We start from the raw sequence: 16012 nt of genomic DNA on the forward strand, positions 1-16012 counted from the left end.
TCGTGCCGGAGTTCGCGGGCAGTAGGGAACAATGGAGGAATGGCCGATACCACCCAGGGCACAGACACGCCCTCCCCCCAGCCCGTTTCCGTTCCCGACAAGCCCGTGCTCGAGGGCCTCGAGGAGAGACTGTCCCGCCAGTGGCGCGAGGACGGCACCTACGCCTTCAACCGTGACACGACGCGCGCCGACGTCTACTCGATCGACACTCCCCCGCCCACCGCCTCGGGATCGCTCCACGTGGGACACATGTTCTCCTACACGCAGACCGACGTCATGGCGCGGTTCAAGCGCATGCGCGGCGCCAACGTCTTCTACCCGATGGGCTGGGACGACAACGGGCTCCCCACCGAGCGCCGTGTCCAGAACTACTACGGTGTCCGCTGCGACCCGTCCGTGCCGTACGACGCCGACTACCGGCCCCCCGCCGAACCCGCGAAGAACCAGCGGGACTTCGACGCGGTGTCGCGGAAGAACTTCATCGAACTGTGCGAGGAACTGGCCGTCGAGGACGAGTTGGTCTTCGAGAACCTCTTCAGCACCCTGGGCCTCTCGGTCGACTGGGACCTGACCTACCGGACCATCGACGACACCTCGCGCGCCGTCTCGCAGCGTGCCTTCCTCGAGAACCTCAAGGCCGGCGATGCCTACCTGGCCGAGGCGCCCACCCTGTGGGACGTCACCTTCCGCACCGCCGTCGCGCAGGCCGAGCTCGAGGACCGCGAGCAGGCCGGCGCCTACCACCGCATCGCGTTCCACGCCCCCGACGGCTCGCAGATCCACATCGAGACCACGCGCCCAGAGCTGCTGCCCGCGTGCGTCGCCCTCGTGGCACACCCCGACGACGAGCGCTACAAGCCGCTCTTCGGCACCACTGTCACCAGCCCGCTGTTCGACGTCGAGGTCGAGATCAAGGCGCACCCCCTCGCGAAGCCCGACAAGGGCAGCGGCATCGCCATGATCTGCACGTTCGGCGACCTCACCGACGTCACCTGGTGGCGGGAACTGCAGCTGCCCACCCGCGCCGTCGTCGGCCGCGACGGCCGCCTCCGCGCCGAGGCACCCGAGTGGATCGCGACCGAGCGTGCGCGCGAGAACTACGGCCAGCTGGCCGGCAAGACCATCTTCAGCGCCAAGGAGGCCGTCGTCGCCCTGCTCCGCGAGAGCGGGGACCTCGAGGGCGAGCCGAAGAAGATCATGCACCCGGTCAACTTCTACGAGAAGGGCGACAAGCCCCTCGAGGTCGTCACCAGCCGCCAGTGGTACATCCGCAACGGCGGACGCGACGCCGGCAAGCGGGAAGCGCTGATCGAGCGGGGACGGCAGATCGACTTCCACCCCGCCTTCATGCGCTCCCGCTACGAGAACTGGATCGAGGGACTGAACGGCGACTGGCTCGTCTCGCGCCAGCGCTTCTTCGGCGTCCCCGTCCCCGTCTGGTACCGCCTCGACGGCGACGGCGAGCCGGAGTACGAGGACCCGATCATCCCTGCCCTCGAGTCCCTGCCCGTCGACCCGGCCGCCGATCCGGCGCCGGGCTTCGAGGAGACCGCGCGCAACCAGCCCGGCGGCTTCATCGGCGACAGCGACGTCCTGGACACCTGGGCGACGTCGTCCCTGACCCCGCAGATCGTGGGCGGCTGGGCGCGGGACGAGGACCTCTTCGCGAAGGTGTTCCCGTTCGACCTGCGCCCCCAGGGACACGACATCATCCGCACGTGGCTGTTCTCGACGGCGGTCCGCGCCGATGCCCTCCAGGACTCGGTGCCGTGGAAGCACGCCGCCCTCTCCGGCTGGATCCTCGACCCCGACCGCAAGAAGATGTCGAAGTCCAAGGGCAACGTCGTGGTCCCCACGGACGTCCTGGAGCAGTTCGGCGCGGACGCCGTGCGTTACTGGGCCGCATCGGCGAAGCTCGGCGCGGACACCGCGTACGAGGTCAACCAGATGAAGATCGGCCGGCGCCTGGCGATCAAGCTGCTCAACGCCTCGAAGTTCGTCCTCAACCTCGGGGTCACCGAGGCGTCCATCGGCTCCGGCGCGCTGGACCGCGTCTCGAACGCCCTGGACATCTCCCTGCTCGCCCAGCTCCGTACGGTGACCGAGCAGGCCACGGCAGCGTTCGAGAAGTACGACTACGCCCGCGCCCTCCAGCTCACGGAGTCCTTCTTCTGGACGTTCACGGACGACTACGTGGAACTGGTGAAGGATCGCGCCTACGGCGATCCGGATGACACGGCGACGCAGTCCGTCCAGACGGCGCTGGCGACGACCCTGGACGCCCTGCTGCGCCTGTTCGCACCGTTCCTGCCGTTCGCCACGGAAGAGGTCTGGAGCTGGTGGCGCGAGGGGTCCGTCCACCAGGCGGCCTGGCCCGGTGCCGAGGCGCTCACGGCGCTGCCGCACACGGCCGACGCCGGGGTCCTCACCTCCGTGGCGCTGGCCCTCGGGGGCATCCGCAAGGCCAAGTCGGAGGCGAAGGTCAAGCAGCGCACCGAGGTGGAGCGCGCCGTCGTCACCGCGTCCGCCGCCCAGGCGGGGCAGATCCGCGCCGGCCTGGCCGACCTCCTCGCGGCCGGCAACGCCCGCGACCTCCAGGTCGTCGACGGGGACGGCGCAGTGAGCGTCTCCGACGTCGAGCTGGTGCCGCAGCCCGCCGAGTAGCATCCGGACACAGGAAAGGACCCGCCGCTCGGCGGGTCCTTTCCTGTGTCCTGGCCCGGTGGACGTCAGTCGAAGCGCGGGCTCTCCGTGCGGGAGCGCTTGAGTTCGAAGAACCCGGGGAACTCGGACATCAGGACGGCGCCGTCGAAGATCCGCCCGGCCTCCTCGCCGCGGGGGATCCGGGTGAGCACGGGCCCGAAGAACGCCGTGCCGTTGAAGGCCACGACCGGCGTGCCGACCTCGTCGCCCACGCGGTCGATGCCGTCCTTGTGGGACGCGCGCAGCTGGGCGTCGTACTCGTCGCTGTGCGCGTAGGATGCGAGGTCGGCCGGCAGACCCACCTCCTCCAGCGACTCCCGGATCACGACGTCGAAGTCCTTGTTCTGGCCGATGTGGATCCGTGTGCCCATCGCGTCGTACAGCGTCTTGATGTACTCGTCCCCGTGCAGCTCGGCAGCGGCGATGATCACGCGCACCGGGCCCCACCCCTGCAGCATCATGGCCTGGTACTCCTCGGGGAGGTCCCGCCCCTCATTGAGGACGGACAGGCTCATGACGTGCCACGCGACCGAGATGTCGCGGACCTGCTCCACCTCACCGATCCAGCGGGAGGTGATCCAGGCGAAGGGACACAGGGGGTCGAACCAGAAATCGGCCTTCTCGACGGTCGTGGACGCGCTCATGCGGGTACTCCTTGCAGGGTTGGTGAGGCCGAGGCCTTTTCCGGTGCAACCCGCCCCGGCGGCTCGCTATTCCGTCCGAATTGGTGCGGGCCCACGGGAGGCGGTCTAATGGGAGGACACGACCAGTCGAGGATGCCTGGCGCTATCCCTGCGTCGCCATCGGGCTGGATGAGCTCGCACCGGGCACCCCGGTGCCGAAAAGGATGCCTCTGTGCAGCACCACCGGACCGAGACCCACGACACCTGGCTGGAACGCGAAGCCCTCGCCGAAGCCATGATCCCGCTCATCGGGCGCCTGTACCGCGACAACAACGTCGTCACGAGCATCCACGGACGCAGCCTCATCAACAAGTCGACGATGAACATCCTCAAGGCGCACCGCTTCGCTCGCCGCATCACCACCGAGGAGCTGCGCCTCGAGGACACCGCTCCCCTGCTGCAGATGCTCGCCGACCTGGACCTCGGCGCCGCCGCGATCGACATCGGACGCCTCCGCTTCGCCTACGACCGCGCCGGGGACGGCCGGACCCTCGAGGAGTTCGTGCGCGCGGAGCTCGCCGACATCGTCGGCCAGGGCGGGCGCGACGAGCGCACGAGCACCGACGTCGTCCTCTACGGTTTCGGACGGATCGGGCGCCTCGTGGCCCGGCTCCTCATCGAGAAGGCCGGCGGCGGCCACGGACTGAGGCTGCGTGCCGTCGTCGTCCGCCGGGGCTCGGACAACGACCTCGCCAAGCGCGCGAGCCTGCTGCGCCGCGACTCGGTGCACGGTCCCTTCGAGGGGACCATCCAGGTGGACGAGGCGTCGAACACGATCACCGCCAACGGGATCCGCATCCAGGTGATCTACTCCGACGATCCGGCATCCATCGACTACACGGCGTACGGCATCCACGACGCGATCGTCGTCGACAACACGGGCCGCTGGCGCGACGCCGAGGGCCTGTCCCAGCACCTGAAGAGCCGCGGCGTGGCGAAGGTCCTGCTGACCGCCCCCGGCAAGGGCAGCCTGAAGAACATCGTGCACGGCATCAACCACGCCGCCATCGAGGACACCGACCGCATCATCACTGCGGCGTCCTGCACCACCAATGCGATCACGCCCGTCCTCAAGGCGGTCAACGACCGCTTCGGCGTGGTCCACGGGCATGTGGAGACCGTCCACTCCTTCACGAACGACCAGAACCTGATCGACAACTTCCACCACGGCGACCGGCGCGGGCGCTCGGCGGCGCTGAACATGGTCCTCACCGAGACGGGAGCGGCGACGGCGGTGGCGAAGGCCCTGCCCGAGCTGGCCGGCAAGCTGACCGGCAGTTCCATCCGCGTCCCGACCCCGGACGTCTCGATCGCCATCCTCAACCTCACCCTCGAGCACGGGACCACCAAGGAGGAGGTCAACACCTACCTCCGCGAGATGTCCCTCCACTCGGGCATGCGGAAGCAGGTGGACTACATCGACAGCCCGGAGGTGGTCTCGACGGACTTCGTCGGCTCGCGCCGCACGGGCATCGTCGACGGCCTCGCGACCATCGCCGACGGCACCTACCTCGTCCTGTACGTCTGGTACGACAACGAGTTCGGGTACAGCTGCCAGGTGGTGCGGGTCCTCGAGGAGATGGCCGCGGTGCACCCGCCGTCGTACCCCGTCGCTGACCTCGAGGCCGCGGTGGCAGCGCACCCCTGACGCGGCCACGGAGACGATGCCGCGCGTACGGACCACGACAGCACCCTGCGTCGGCCGGTCAGGCAGGTCCCTCCGTGCGAGTTCTGAGGGTGCCGCTCACCATCACGCCTGGTCCGCCCCGCTGCGAGCCTCGCGGAGCGCGCCGGGAGCGGCCGGCGTGCCGTCGAGAGCACAGTGCGTAGGATGATCGCTCTCCGGCAGTGCGGGGTTCCTGATGGTGGCAGCCGCGAGGATGCCGCTGAGCACCAGGACGACCGCGCCGATCATGCAGGCGGCGTCGAATCCTGCCTTGAACACGTGCGGGTTGCTGGAGGCGTCACCGGTCAGTCCCACGGCGGCCGGCAGGACAGCGATGGCGATCAGGCCCGCGGCCCGCGCCACAGCGTTGTTCACGCCGGAGGCCAGTCCGGCCTGGCGTTCCGGCACGGCGGACAGCGCGGTCGATGTCAGGGGAGCAACGAGCAGCGACAGGCCGAGGCCGAGCACGATCACCGACGGCAGCACGTCCACGAGGTAGGACGCACCCGGCCCGATCCGCAGCATGAGGACAAGTGCCGCGGCACACAGCAGCGGCCCGACCGTCATCGGTATTCTCGGCCCGATCCGGGAACTGAACGCGCCTGCGCGGGGCGACAGGACGAGCATCAGTGCCGTGATCGGGAGCATCGCGGTCCCGGACGCCAGGGGGCTGAATCCCGCCACGACCTGGAGGTGGATGACCAGCAGGAAGAAGACGCCGCCGAAGACGGCGTAGATGAGGAAGGTGACGGCGTTCGCTGCGCTGAACTGGCGGTTGCCGAAGATCCGCAACGGAAGCATCGGATGCTCGGTTCGCCACTCGACCACGAGGAAGGCCAGGGCGGCGGCGAGGCCCAGGGCCCCTGACGCGAGGACAGCCGGAGCGCCGATTCCCTGGGCCGGCGCCTCGATCAGGGCGTAGGTGGTTCCAGCGAGTGCCAATGCCCCGAGGAGCGCTCCGCCGACATCGAGCCGGCCGGTTGCCTCGGTGTCGCGCGTCTCCGGGACGTGCCGTGCCGCGATCCAGATGGCGGCGGCGGCGATGGGGACGTTGATGAAGAAGATCCAGCGCCAGGAGAAGCTCTCCACGAGCCAGCCGCCGAGGAAAGGTCCGATGGCGGTGGCCACCCCGCCCAGTCCGGACCAGGCACCGATGGCCCGCGCGCGGTCCTCACCGGCGAAGCTGGCCTGGATGATGGCGAGACTGCCTGGCGTGAGCAGCGCCCCTCCGACTCCCTGCAATGAGCGCGCCGCGATGAGCAGGCCGGCATTCGGCGCCAGCCCGCACAGCAGGGAGGCAACCGCGAACCAGACGACACCGACGATGAAGATCCGCCGGCGCCCGAATCTGTCGCCCAGGGAGCCGCCGAGGAGGATGAAGGAGGCAAGGGTCAGGGTGTAGCCGGTGACCATCCACTGGAGGGCTGCGAAGTCGGTGCCCAGGTCCAGGCCGATCGTCGGCAACGCGATGTTCACGACCGTCGCGTCGATCCCCGCGATACCGGAGCCGAGCACCGTTGCCAACAGGATCCACCGGCCGGACGCCGTCTTCACGCGGATCTCACTCATCGCCCACCGTCCGTCCACGCCCCGTCATGCCTCGGGCCCCAGGCAGAGTATGGCACCGTCATGCACGCCGTCCGGCGAGCAGCCGCCATAGGACGGGTTGCAGGGACTCGGGAGGGCCGACCACGGTCATCGCGCCGGGGTAGCGGAGGAACAGATGTGCGGCCTGCCGCGGGCGGAGCCCTCCCGTGGGAGTGAGTGCTTCCTCGTCCGCGAGGTCGTGGAGGGCCTCGAAGAAGCCCCTCATCTCCCGGCCCGGCTCGATGCTCACGTCGACCACGACGGCAGCGCCGGACCGGTTGGCGTAGGTGTGGATCGTCCCGGGCGGAATCCCGACCTCCTCCCCCGCCGTCAGCGCGCGCCATTGCCGCTCCACGCGGACCGCCAGACTGCCGGCCACGACCGCGAAGGACTCCGTGGCCGCCGGATGCCGGTGGAGAGGCGGACCGTGGAAGACCGGCTCGAGCTCGAGCCGGAAACGCTGGACGGACTCGGACGGAGCGCTGAGGAATGTCATCGTCTGCCCCGCGCGCGGGTTGAACCGGACGGCAACGGCCCGGTTCATGACCGGTACCACGCGATCGTCTGCTCGATCGCGTCGTCCAGGGGCGTCGGTCCCATGCTGAAGGCCTGCTCGAAACGCGTCGAATCGACGACGTAGGGATGCTCGAACTCGTACATCATCTCGCTGACCTCCCTCATGATCGGGCTCACCAGGCCCAGGACGCGCGCCTGGGGTGGGCGCAGGAAGCGTGTGCGGGCGGCGCCCTGTTGCCCCGCGACCTCCCAGATACGCTGGGCGAAGTCCCCCTGCGTGAGCGCTGCCTGCACCGGCGGAATCCAGGCCCTGCCCCATCCCGTCCCGCTCACCCCCAGGCTCACCATCGCCTCGGCGACGTCGGGGAGGAAGCTGAAGCTGTGCAGGGCGTCCGCCCTCCCCAGGAACTGCATGGGCCGCCCTCGAGCCGCTGTGGCGAAGACGGACTTCCCGTTCCGGTCGTAGCCGGCTCCGAAGTAATGCGACGGCCGCGAGAGCGCGACGCGCAGCAGTCCGTGACGGTGGGCGTCCATCGCGGTGGTGGCCATGGCCTGGCGCAGGTGCCCTTTCCTGCTGGACGGCGCCTCGACGGAGTCCTCGGTCAGGGCGGCATTCCGCGGCGCGCCGTACATGTAGAGGTTGTCCGCGACCACCAGATCGGCCCCGACGCGGACCGTTGCGTCGATCACGGACTGCTGCAGTGCGGCGAACTCGTCATGCCACCGCCAGTACGCGGGCTGGGCGCACTGGTACACCACCGCACTGCCGTCGAGTGCCCGCGCGAGGCCGTCCGTATCGGTGGCGTCGGCCATGCGGACCTCGGCTCCTGGAGGCTGCTCGGACCCCCGGCGGCTGACGAGGCGGGTTTCACGGTCCCGGGCAACGAGCGCGCGCACAACTGCCGAGCCCAGCGCGCCCGCACCCACGACGGCGTGGACCGTGTTCACGGCCGGGCCACGCTGTTCGCGGGGAGGAGGCTGCCACCGGGGCGCGCCGCGCGGAGAAGGAGCACGGTGCCCAGGACCAGGAACCAGAGCTGGACGAGCGCGCTGCTGACGCTGATCGCAGCGCCCAGATCCATCCCGAACACCTCGAGCCAGGGCAGCAGCAGGGCGGCCACGACGACGAACCCGAAGGCGCCGAGCCATGCGGGCACCGTGTCGGACCGGAGGATCGCGACGCACAGGAAGGTGAGGGAGAGAGCAGCGAACGCGCTGACGCCCAGCAATTCGCCGATCGCACCGCCGAACGTGTTGATGGCATCGAAGACCACCGCTTCGGCGTCGTCCGGTGTGGCGACGTAGCCGGCCGCCAGGGCCGGGAGCACCGTGAGCCATCGGATGATGCCGATGCTCCGTGCCAGGGTGGAGAGGGCCGCGAACAGGACGGCCAGGCGGGTCAGGGAGGAGCCCCCCACGACCTTGCCGACCAATCCGACGACCGGGAGGAAGGCCACGCTGTACACGAGATAGACGAGGTACCCGACGCGGACGGCGTCGGCCTGCTCGACGATGCGAGGCATGATGCTGGTGGCCGGTTCATCAAGGCTCGCGGGCCAGTTGATGGCTGCTCCGAGCACGATCAGGGGGACGAAGAGCAGGACCCCGAACAGCAGCGAGGCAATTCCTGCCGTCACAAGGAGCCGGCGCGTCGGCATCTGCTGCTCCTGCGCGGCAATAATGGGGTGGTTCATGACACGACTCCGATCGTCAATATTACCAGTGGTAAGTTTCTTACCACTGGTAATATAAGAAGTCGTAGAGCCAGTTGTCAACCCTCGAAAGGACTCAGAATGGCCCATGGTGCGACCGATGCAGCTCCCGCACCCCGCTCCCACGCGGGGCGTCAGCGCTACCACCACGGAGACCTGCGCAATGCCCTCCTCGACGCCGGGCGTGCCGAAGCGCGGTCCGTCGGTGCGGAATCGCTCACTCTTCGAGGCGTCGCACGCCGCGCGGGCGTGTCCCATGCGGCGGCCTACAACCACTTCGCCGACAAGAACGATCTGCTGCGCGGCATCGCCATCGAATCGTTCCGTGAGTTCGCCGGGCTCATCAGGTCCCTGGACCGGTCCGAGACGGAGCTCGAGGACCTCGGCGTCCTGTACACCAGGTTCGCGTTCGAGCATCCGGTCGAGTTCCGCTTCATGTTCCGCCGGGAGCTGTGCGCCCCGGAGGGTGAACCCGATCCACTCGCGGAGGCGTCGCTCGACGCCCAGGGTGCCTTCGGCGATCGGCTCGCCGACCTGCAGCGGCGGCAGGTCCTCGTGGCCGGCGATCTCGAGCCACTGCTCCTGGCCGTGTGGAGCCAGATGCACGGCCTGACGACCATCCTGCTCGAAACACCGGCCTTCAAGTCCATCAGTCAGGCAGATGCGCTCGATCTCGCGCGCAACGGGATGCGGCAGATCGCGGCGGGCCTCAACCCCCCGGCCCTTCCGCAACGGCCGCCGGCCTGACGAGACCCCGACGCCGAGCCGGCCGGGCCTCGCGTCCGCGCGGGGTCAGGCCGACTTGTTGCGCCGCTTGGAGGCCACCTCGTGCGAGATGAGGGTGGGTTCGGCGCGCTTCCCGACGACGTCGTCCGTGATGACCACCGTGGCGATGTCCTCGCGGCTGGGGAGGTCGAACATGACCGGCAGGAGGACCTCCTCCATGATGGCGCGGAGGCCCCGTGCACCGGTTCCCCGGTCCAGCGCGAGGTCGGCGATGGCCTCGAGGGCCTTCGGTTCGAGGACGAGTTCGACGCCGTCGAGCAGGAACATCTTCTGGTACTGCTTCAGCAGGGCGTTCTTCGGCGCGGTCAGGATCTGCATGAGCGCCGGGCGGTCGAGATGCGTGACCGTGGTGATGACGGGCAGCCGGCCGATGAACTCGGGAATGAGGCCGAACTTCAGCAGGTCCTCGGGCATGACGTCCCCGTAGCTCGCCTCCTCGTTCTTGAGGGAGCTCAGGGGTGCGCCGAACCCGATGCCCTTCCGGCCCGCACGGGAGCCGATGATCTCCTCGAGGCCGGCGAACGCGCCGGCGACGATGAACAGCACGTTCGTGGTGTCGATCTGGATGAATTCCTGGTGCGGGTGCTTGCGCCCGCCCTGCGGGGGCACGGAGGCCACGGTGCCTTCGAGGATCTTCAGCAGCGCCTGCTGGACGCCCTCGCCGGATACGTCGCGCGTGATCGAGGGGTTCTCGCTCTTGCGGGAGATCTTGTCGATCTCGTCGATGTAGATGATGCCCTGCTCGGCCTTCTTGACGTCGTAGTCGGCGGCCTGGATCAGCTTCAGCAGGATGTTCTCGACGTCCTCGCCGACGTAGCCCGCCTCGGTGAGGGCCGTCGCGTCGGCGACCGCGAACGGCACGTTCAGGCGGCGCGCGAGGGTCTGGGCGAGATAGGTCTTGCCGCACCCGGTGGGACCGATGAGCAGGATGTTGGACTTCGCGATCTCGACGTCCTCGGTCTCGACCGCGTCGGCCAGCGTACCGGCGGCGCGGGGCCCGTTGCCCGACTGGATGCGCTTGTAGTGGTTGTAGACGGCGACGGCGAGGGAGCGCTTCGCGGGCTCCTGGCCCACCACGTACTCCTGCAGGAAGTCGAAGATCTCACGGGGCTTCGGCAGCTCGAACGTCCCGAGGTCGGCGACCTCGGAGAGCTCTTCCTCGATGATCTCGTTGCACAGGTCGATGCACTCGTCGCAGATGTACACCCCGGGGCCGGCGATCAGCTTCCGGACCTGCTTCTGGCTCTTCCCGCAGAAAGAGCACTTGAGCAGATCCGTGCTCTCACCAATGCGAGCCATGGTTCAATCCCCTTAGGTTTATCGCGATTGCTATGACCGATTGCTATGACCACTGTAGGCCACCAGCCCGTGGGAGCCAGTATCAAAAGGCCCGTGGTGCCATGCGGCACCACGGGCGAGCAGCGGGTCGGGCGGCGGATCCGGAGCCGGTCGACTCCGGATCCGCCGACCGGCTACGGGGTGTTGATCTTCGGCGGCGTGATCTTCCGCGAGGTCAGGACCTCGTCGACCAGTCCGTACTCCACGGCGTCGGCCGCGGTGAGGATCTTGTCGCGCTCGATGTCGATGTTGACCTGCTCGGAGCTGCGGCCCGAGTGGAGGGCCAGCGTGTCCTCGAGCCAGGTGCGCATGCGCATGACCTCGTTGGCCTGGATCTCCAGGTCGGAGGCCTGCCCGCCCTGTCCTCCGGAGAGGGCCGGCTGGTGGATCAGCACGCGGGCGTTCGGCAGGGCCAGGCGCTTGCCCGGCGCTCCCGCGGCCAGCAGGACCGCTGCGGCACTGGCAGCCTGTCCGAGGCAGACGGTCTGCACCTCGGGCCTGATGAACTGCATGGTGTCGTAGATCGCCGTCATGGCCGTGAAGGAACCACCGGGCGAGTTGATGTACAGCGTGATGTCGCGCTCGGGGTCCGTGGACTCGAGGACGAGCAGCTGGGCCATGACGTCGTCCGCGGAGGCGTCGTCCACCTGCGTGCCGAGGAAGATGATGCGGTCCTCGAACAGCTTGGTGTACGGGTCCTGGCGCTTGAAGCCGTAGGGCGTGCGCTCTTCGAACTGGGGAAGGATGTAGCGGCTGGTCGGCAGGTTCTGCGCCGTGGATCCCGCTGCTGCCTGGAATTCGTGGTTCATGGTGTCTCCTGTAGGACGACTGGTGAAGAGAGGGGCTGGGCGCGGACTAGGCGGTCTGGTCGGTTCCGCCGCCACCGGCCACGGAGCCCGAGTGCGCGGAGATGTGGTCGAAGAACCCGTACTCGAGGGCTTCCTGGGCCGTGAACCACTTGTCGCGGTCGTTGTCCTTCAGGATCTTCTCGACGGTCTGGCCCGTCTGTTCCGCCGTGAGCTCGGCCATGACCCGCTTCATGTGCAGGATCAGCTCGGCCTGGATCCGGATGTCCGTCGCGGTTCCGCCGATGCCGCCGGACGGCTGGTGCATCAGGATCCGGGCGTGGGGCGTCGCGTAGCGCTTGCCCTTCGTGCCCGAGGAGAGCAGGAACTGGCCCATCGAGGCGGCGAGGCCGGTGGCCACGGTGACCACGTCGTTGGGGATGAACTGCATCGTGTCGTAGATCGCCATGCCGGCGGTCACCGAACCACCGGGTGAGTTGATGTAGAGGAAGATGTCGCGCTCGGGATCCTCGGCCGACAGCAGCAGGAGCTGCGAGCAGATGGCGTTCGCGTTGTCGTCGCGGACCTCCGAACCGAGCCAGATGATGCGCTCCTTCAGGAGCCTGTTGTAGATGTAGTCGTCACGACCGCCCATCTCGGGGCCGGCCATGCTCGGGGTGCTTGGTTCGGTTGCCATTGACGTTAACCTCTCACTCTGGCGGGCCGCTGCCGCTTCGGCCGACCCGTCCGTTTGTCTCTCCTTGGACACTAACCCGCTGGCCTCGCGAATTGCTCCCGCTCCGGGAACTGTTCGCTGACGGCGCACGGTCGCCCAGGCCTCGTCCGGACGCCGTTCGCCGAGGGCTTTCGCCCGTTTCCTCGGGGCTTAAACAGGCAGCGGTGCCGCCGCCCGAGGGCTACGGCACCGCTGTCTTCGCTGCTGGTTACTCGGAAGCCGCCTTCTTGCGCGGCGCCCTCTTCTTCTTCGGTGCTTCGGCGGCCTCGGGCTCCTCGGCTGCTTCCGGCGCTGCAGCCTCGGGGGCCTCCGTCGCGTCCGCTTCGGTCACGTCGGCTTCCGCTTCGGGGGCCTCGGCGACCTCGGTGGCCTGGCCGTCTTCGACGACGTCCTGCTCGGTCTCGAGGTCGTCCGCGCTGATGGTCTCGGTGTCGTCACCGGCGGGGCGGACGAACTCGCTGAGGTCGACGACGGCACCGTTGGTGTCGGTGACCGTCGCGTACTCGAGGACCTTGGCGAGGGCCTTGCGGCGACGCACTTCTCCGACGATCATCGGGACCTGGCCGCTCTGGTCGAGCATCTGGGCGAACTGGTTCGGCTCCATGCCGTACTGGCCGGCCGTGGAGACGATGTAGTCGATCAGCTCGGGCTGGCTGACGCCGACCTCTTCCTTCTCGGCGACGGCGTCGAGGATGACCTCGTTCTGGAAGGCGCGCTCCGTGTTGGTGCGGATCTCCGCGCGGTGCTCCTCGGTGTCGTGGTCCTCGCCGGCGCTGTGGGCGTTCTCACCGTTGAAGTGCTGCTCGAGCTGCTCTTCGATGACGCTCTGCGGGACCGGCACGGCGACGAGTTCGACGAGCTTGTCGAGCACCTTGTCACGCGCCTCGACGCCCTGGTCCATCAGCTTGGACTCGGAGGCCTGCTTGGTCAGGTCCGCACGCAGTTCCTCGGCGGTGTCGAACTCCGACGCCAGCTGGGCGAACTCGTCGTCGACCTCGGGGAGCTCGCGCTCCTTGACGGCCTTGACGATGACCTTCACCTGCGCGTCGGCGCCTGCGTGCTCGCCGCCGGCCAGCTTGGTCTCGAACGTGGCGTCCTCATCGGTGGAGAGTCCGGTGACGGCCTCGTCCATGCCCTCGAGCATGGTGCCCGAGCCGATCTGGTAGGACAGGTCCTGGGCGGAGTCGACCTCTTCGTCGCCGACCGACGCGGTCAGGTCGATGGTCAGGAAGTCGCCGTCCTGGGCGGGGCGGTCCACCGCGGTGAGGGTGCCGAAGCGCCCGCGCAGCTCGTCCATGGCCTTCTGGATGTCCTCGTCGGATGCCTCGACGGGCTCGACGGTGACCTCGATGCCCTTGTAGTCGGGGAGCTCGATCTCGGGGCGGATGTCCAGCTCGACGCTGAACGTCAGGTGGCCGTCCTTCTTCGCGGGATCGGGGACCTCGGTGATCTCGACCTCGGGGCGGCTGAGGGGGCGGATCCCCGTTTCCTGCACAGCGCTCTGGTAGAAGCCGTTGAGGCCGTCGTTGATGGCGGTCTCGATGACGTAGCCACGCCCGACGCGCTGGTCGATGAGCTGCGTGGGAACCTTGCCCTTGCGGAAGCCCGGAACCTGCACCTGGGTCGCGATGGTCTTGTAGGCCTCGTCGATGCTGGGCTTCAGTTCCTCGAAAGGTACCTCGACGTTCAGCTTCACCCGGGTGGGGGAAAGGGTTTCAACAGCGCTCTTCACAGCGTAGGACTCCTGAAATGATTGGGATTGGTTCTGCAGCGGAGGCACTTTCCTCATCACACAACAGAGTCGGGGTGACAGGAGTTGAACCTGCGACTTCCTGCTCCCAAAGCAGGCGCTCTACCAAGCTGAGCTACACCCCGTAAGTGCGAGTGCCAGTCTACGCATCTTTGCGCCGACCTCGCACATTTGGCGATAGCGCGGCAGCTGTGATGTAGTTATAGGCGTTCCACGGGGCCCTGAGAGGCCCTCTGCGGGGATGTAGCTTAATGGTAAAGCCTCAGTCTTCCAAACTGATTACGCGGGTTCGATTCCCGTCATCCCCTCTCCTTTTGGCCCGACGGGCCGCATCACCCGGACCCATGGTCCGGGTGTTCCTCTTTAATCCTCCTGGCACTGCGGGCACCAGAAGACGTTCCGCGCCGCCATCACCGCGGTGAGGATCGGGGTGCCGCAGCGACGGCAGGGCTCACCCGTGCGCCTGTAGACGTAGTGGGGCGCCGAGCGTTTCGGTCGTCCGTTCCGGACCTCCGGCGTCGTCGTGACGATGCGCCCCTCGCGGACGCCGTCGTTCATCAGCCGCACCGTGTCCGCCCAGAGGCCGGCGGCCTCGTCGTCGCGGACCTGCTTGCCGGGCCGCCACGGGTTGATGCCCTGCAGGAACAGCACCTCGGCACGGTAGATGTTGCCGATGCCCGCGATGACCGCCTGGTTCATGAGCTGGATGCCCACGGGCGTGATGCTGGACATGAGCTTCCGCGCGAACACCGTGCCGTCGGACTCCGGCTGGAGGGGATCCGGCCCGAGTCTCGCGCGCGCCGTGTCCTCCTCCGCGCCGGTGATCACCTCGCACGCGGTGGGCCCCCTGAGGTCCGCCCAGCCGTGCGCCGAGACGAACCGGACACGGACGGCGCCGACGGGCGCGGGAGGGCCGGCATAGCCGGTGGCCGCGCCGTCGTCGGAGGACTGCTCCGACTCCCCCACCCGGCGGGGGGCGCCGATGCTCGAGGCCCCGCGGAACGTCTCGTCGCCGCCGAAGGTCCATGCCCCGTACAGGCCGAGGTGCACGCGCAGGACGCGGTGGTTGTCGAAGCGCAGGAACATCTGCTTGCCGTGCGCGAGCGCGCCGAGCAGCGTGGCGCCGTCGAGCTGCGCGGCCCCTGCGGTGAAGCGTCCCTGCGGGCTCGAGACGGCGAGCCGCTCACCGGCGAAGACGGAGCCGAACTGCCGGGCCAGCCGGTGGACCGAATGGCCCTCAGGCAACGCGTCCCGTTTCCTCGAACCGTGCCACCTGCGCGATCCTGCGGCTGTGCCGCTCGGCGCCGCTGAACGGCTCGGTGAGGAAGGCCTCGATGATCGCCGTCGCCTCCGCCACGGAGTGCTGCCGGCCGCCGACCGCGACGACGTTCGCGTCGTTGTGCTGGCGTGCCAGGCGCGCGGTGTCGAGGCTCCAGGCGAGGGCGGCACGGATGCCGCTCACCTTGTTCGCGGCGATCTGCTCGCCGTTGCCGGAGCCGCCGAGGACGATCCCGAGGGCCTCGGTGCCCGCGGCCCGGTCCGCGATGACGGCCTGCGCGGCGTCGATGCAGAACGAGGGGTAGTCGTCCTCGGGGTCGTAGGAGGTGGGGCCGTGGTCGACGACGTCGTAGCCCGCCGCGGTGAGGTGCGAGAGCAGGTGGGCGCTGAGCTCCATGCCGGCGTGGTCGGTGGCGAGGTGGACGCGCATGTGATGGGTTCCTTCTGGTGGTGCCGGGGAGGGGCGACGGCG

General features: G+C 68.6%; 14 protein-coding genes and 2 tRNA genes. 4 read left to right on the top strand and 12 right to left on the bottom strand.

Going from position 1 to position 16012, the window contains the following annotated elements; translation table 11 throughout:
• The first annotated feature begins 39 nt into the window (after nucleotides 1-39).
• A complete protein-coding gene (gene valS, locus RY94_RS12835) occupies nucleotides 40-2664 on the top strand; it encodes a valine--tRNA ligase (protein WP_043445653.1) in 2625 nt (874 codons plus the stop codon).
• 65 nt (nucleotides 2665-2729) lie between these two features.
• Here the strand turns inward: valS and RY94_RS12840 are convergent, their stop codons facing one another.
• On the bottom strand, nucleotides 2730-3347 hold the full coding sequence (locus RY94_RS12840) for a mycothiol-dependent nitroreductase Rv2466c family protein (RefSeq protein ID WP_043445655.1): 618 nt from the start codon (nucleotides 3345-3347) through the stop codon (nucleotides 2730-2732).
• 211 nt (nucleotides 3348-3558) lie between these two features.
• On the opposite strand from RY94_RS12840, the gene RY94_RS12845 reads away from it, so the two are divergent.
• Complete coding sequence (locus tag RY94_RS12845; protein WP_082046335.1) at nucleotides 3559-5034, top strand: glyceraldehyde-3-phosphate dehydrogenase; 1476 nt, start codon at nucleotides 3559-3561, stop codon at nucleotides 5032-5034.
• A 102-nt stretch (nucleotides 5035-5136) separates the two neighbouring features.
• On the opposite strand, the gene RY94_RS12850 is transcribed toward RY94_RS12845, so the two are convergent.
• From RY94_RS12850 to RY94_RS12865, 4 genes are read right to left on the bottom strand one after another with little or no spacing between them, the layout of a single operon-like run.
• On the bottom strand, nucleotides 5137-6621 hold the full coding sequence (locus RY94_RS12850) for an MFS transporter (protein WP_043446628.1): 1485 nt from the start codon (nucleotides 6619-6621) through the stop codon (nucleotides 5137-5139).
• 58 nt (nucleotides 6622-6679) lie between these two features.
• On the bottom strand, nucleotides 6680-7183 hold the full coding sequence (locus tag RY94_RS18170) for a cupin domain-containing protein (RefSeq protein WP_043445656.1): 504 nt from the start codon (nucleotides 7181-7183) through the stop codon (nucleotides 6680-6682).
• Nucleotides 7180-8103, bottom strand: a complete 924-nt coding sequence (locus tag RY94_RS12860; RefSeq protein ID WP_043445658.1) for an NAD-dependent epimerase/dehydratase family protein — start codon at nucleotides 8101-8103, stop codon at nucleotides 7180-7182. Before RY94_RS12860 ends, RY94_RS18170 begins: the two co-directional genes overlap by 4 nt.
• Complete coding sequence (locus RY94_RS12865) at nucleotides 8100-8849, bottom strand: DUF4386 family protein (protein WP_197060673.1); 750 nt, start codon at nucleotides 8847-8849, stop codon at nucleotides 8100-8102. The genes RY94_RS12860 and RY94_RS12865 overlap by 4 nt, the downstream gene beginning before the upstream one ends.
• Before the next feature lie 99 nt (nucleotides 8850-8948).
• Between RY94_RS12865 and RY94_RS16960 the strand changes: the two genes are divergently transcribed.
• Nucleotides 8949-9614 (top strand): TetR/AcrR family transcriptional regulator, encoded by a 666-nt coding sequence (locus RY94_RS16960; RefSeq protein ID WP_052274331.1) that lies wholly within the window; start codon nucleotides 8949-8951, stop codon nucleotides 9612-9614.
• A 45-nt stretch (nucleotides 9615-9659) separates the two neighbouring features.
• Here the strand turns inward: RY94_RS16960 and clpX are convergent, their stop codons facing one another.
• The 5 genes from clpX to RY94_RS12895 form a co-directional block, all read right to left on the bottom strand.
• Nucleotides 9660-10952, bottom strand: coding sequence for an ATP-dependent Clp protease ATP-binding subunit ClpX (gene clpX, locus RY94_RS12875; RefSeq protein WP_043445664.1), 1293 nt, complete (start codon nucleotides 10950-10952; stop codon nucleotides 9660-9662).
• Nucleotides 10953-11125: 173 nt separating this feature from the next.
• Nucleotides 11126-11800, bottom strand: coding sequence for an ATP-dependent Clp protease proteolytic subunit (locus RY94_RS12880; protein WP_043445666.1), 675 nt, complete (start codon nucleotides 11798-11800; stop codon nucleotides 11126-11128).
• A 46-nt stretch (nucleotides 11801-11846) separates the two neighbouring features.
• A complete protein-coding gene (locus RY94_RS12885) occupies nucleotides 11847-12473 on the bottom strand; it encodes an ATP-dependent Clp protease proteolytic subunit (RefSeq protein ID WP_269429750.1) in 627 nt (208 codons plus the stop codon).
• Between the two features lie 247 nt (nucleotides 12474-12720).
• Nucleotides 12721-14244, bottom strand: a complete 1524-nt coding sequence (gene tig, locus RY94_RS12890; protein ID WP_052274332.1) for a trigger factor — start codon at nucleotides 14242-14244, stop codon at nucleotides 12721-12723.
• Nucleotides 14245-14313: 69 nt separating this feature from the next.
• Nucleotides 14314-14387: transfer RNA gene (locus RY94_RS12895), tRNA-Pro, on the bottom strand.
• Nucleotides 14388-14499: 112 nt separating this feature from the next.
• On the opposite strand from RY94_RS12895, the gene RY94_RS12900 reads away from it, so the two are divergent.
• Nucleotides 14500-14570 (top strand) — tRNA-Gly (locus RY94_RS12900).
• A 55-nt stretch (nucleotides 14571-14625) separates the two neighbouring features.
• On the opposite strand, the gene RY94_RS12905 is transcribed toward RY94_RS12900, so the two are convergent.
• Together RY94_RS12905 and RY94_RS12910 are read right to left on the bottom strand one after the other, a co-directional pair.
• Nucleotides 14626-15507, bottom strand: coding sequence for an Fpg/Nei family DNA glycosylase (locus tag RY94_RS12905; RefSeq protein WP_043445673.1), 882 nt, complete (start codon nucleotides 15505-15507; stop codon nucleotides 14626-14628).
• Nucleotides 15500-15970, bottom strand: a complete 471-nt coding sequence (locus RY94_RS12910) for a ribose-5-phosphate isomerase (protein WP_043445676.1) — start codon at nucleotides 15968-15970, stop codon at nucleotides 15500-15502. The genes RY94_RS12905 and RY94_RS12910 overlap by 8 nt, the downstream gene beginning before the upstream one ends.
• Nucleotides 15971-16012 lie beyond the last annotated feature (42 nt).

Source organism: Arthrobacter sp. L77, from assembly GCF_000816565.1.
GTDB classification, from domain to species: Bacteria; Actinomycetota; Actinomycetes; order Actinomycetales; family Micrococcaceae; genus Arthrobacter_D; species Arthrobacter_D antioxidans.

Coding starts and splice junctions, on each gene's coding strand:
- valS (WP_043445653.1), top strand. CDS start 40: ATGGCCGATACCACCCAGGGCACAGACACGCCCTCCCCCCAGCCCGTT.
- RY94_RS12840 (WP_043445655.1), bottom strand. CDS start 3,347: ATGAGCGCGTCCACGACCGTCGAGAAGGCCGATTTCTGGTTCGACCCC.
- RY94_RS12850 (WP_043446628.1), bottom strand. CDS start 6,621: ATGAGTGAGATCCGCGTGAAGACGGCGTCCGGCCGGTGGATCCTGTTG.
- RY94_RS18170 (WP_043445656.1), bottom strand. CDS start 7,183: ATGAACCGGGCCGTTGCCGTCCGGTTCAACCCGCGCGCGGGGCAGACG.
- RY94_RS12865 (WP_197060673.1), bottom strand. CDS start 8,849: ATGAACCACCCCATTATTGCCGCGCAGGAGCAGCAGATGCCGACGCGC.
- RY94_RS16960 (WP_052274331.1), top strand. CDS start 8,949: ATGGCCCATGGTGCGACCGATGCAGCTCCCGCACCCCGCTCCCACGCG.
- clpX (WP_043445664.1), bottom strand. CDS start 10,952: ATGGCTCGCATTGGTGAGAGCACGGATCTGCTCAAGTGCTCTTTCTGC.
- RY94_RS12880 (WP_043445666.1), bottom strand. CDS start 11,800: ATGAACCACGAATTCCAGGCAGCAGCGGGATCCACGGCGCAGAACCTG.
- RY94_RS12885 (WP_269429750.1), bottom strand. CDS start 12,473: ATGGCAACCGAACCAAGCACCCCGAGCATGGCCGGCCCCGAGATGGGC.
- RY94_RS12910 (WP_043445676.1), bottom strand. CDS start 15,970: ATGCGCGTCCACCTCGCCACCGACCACGCCGGCATGGAGCTCAGCGCC.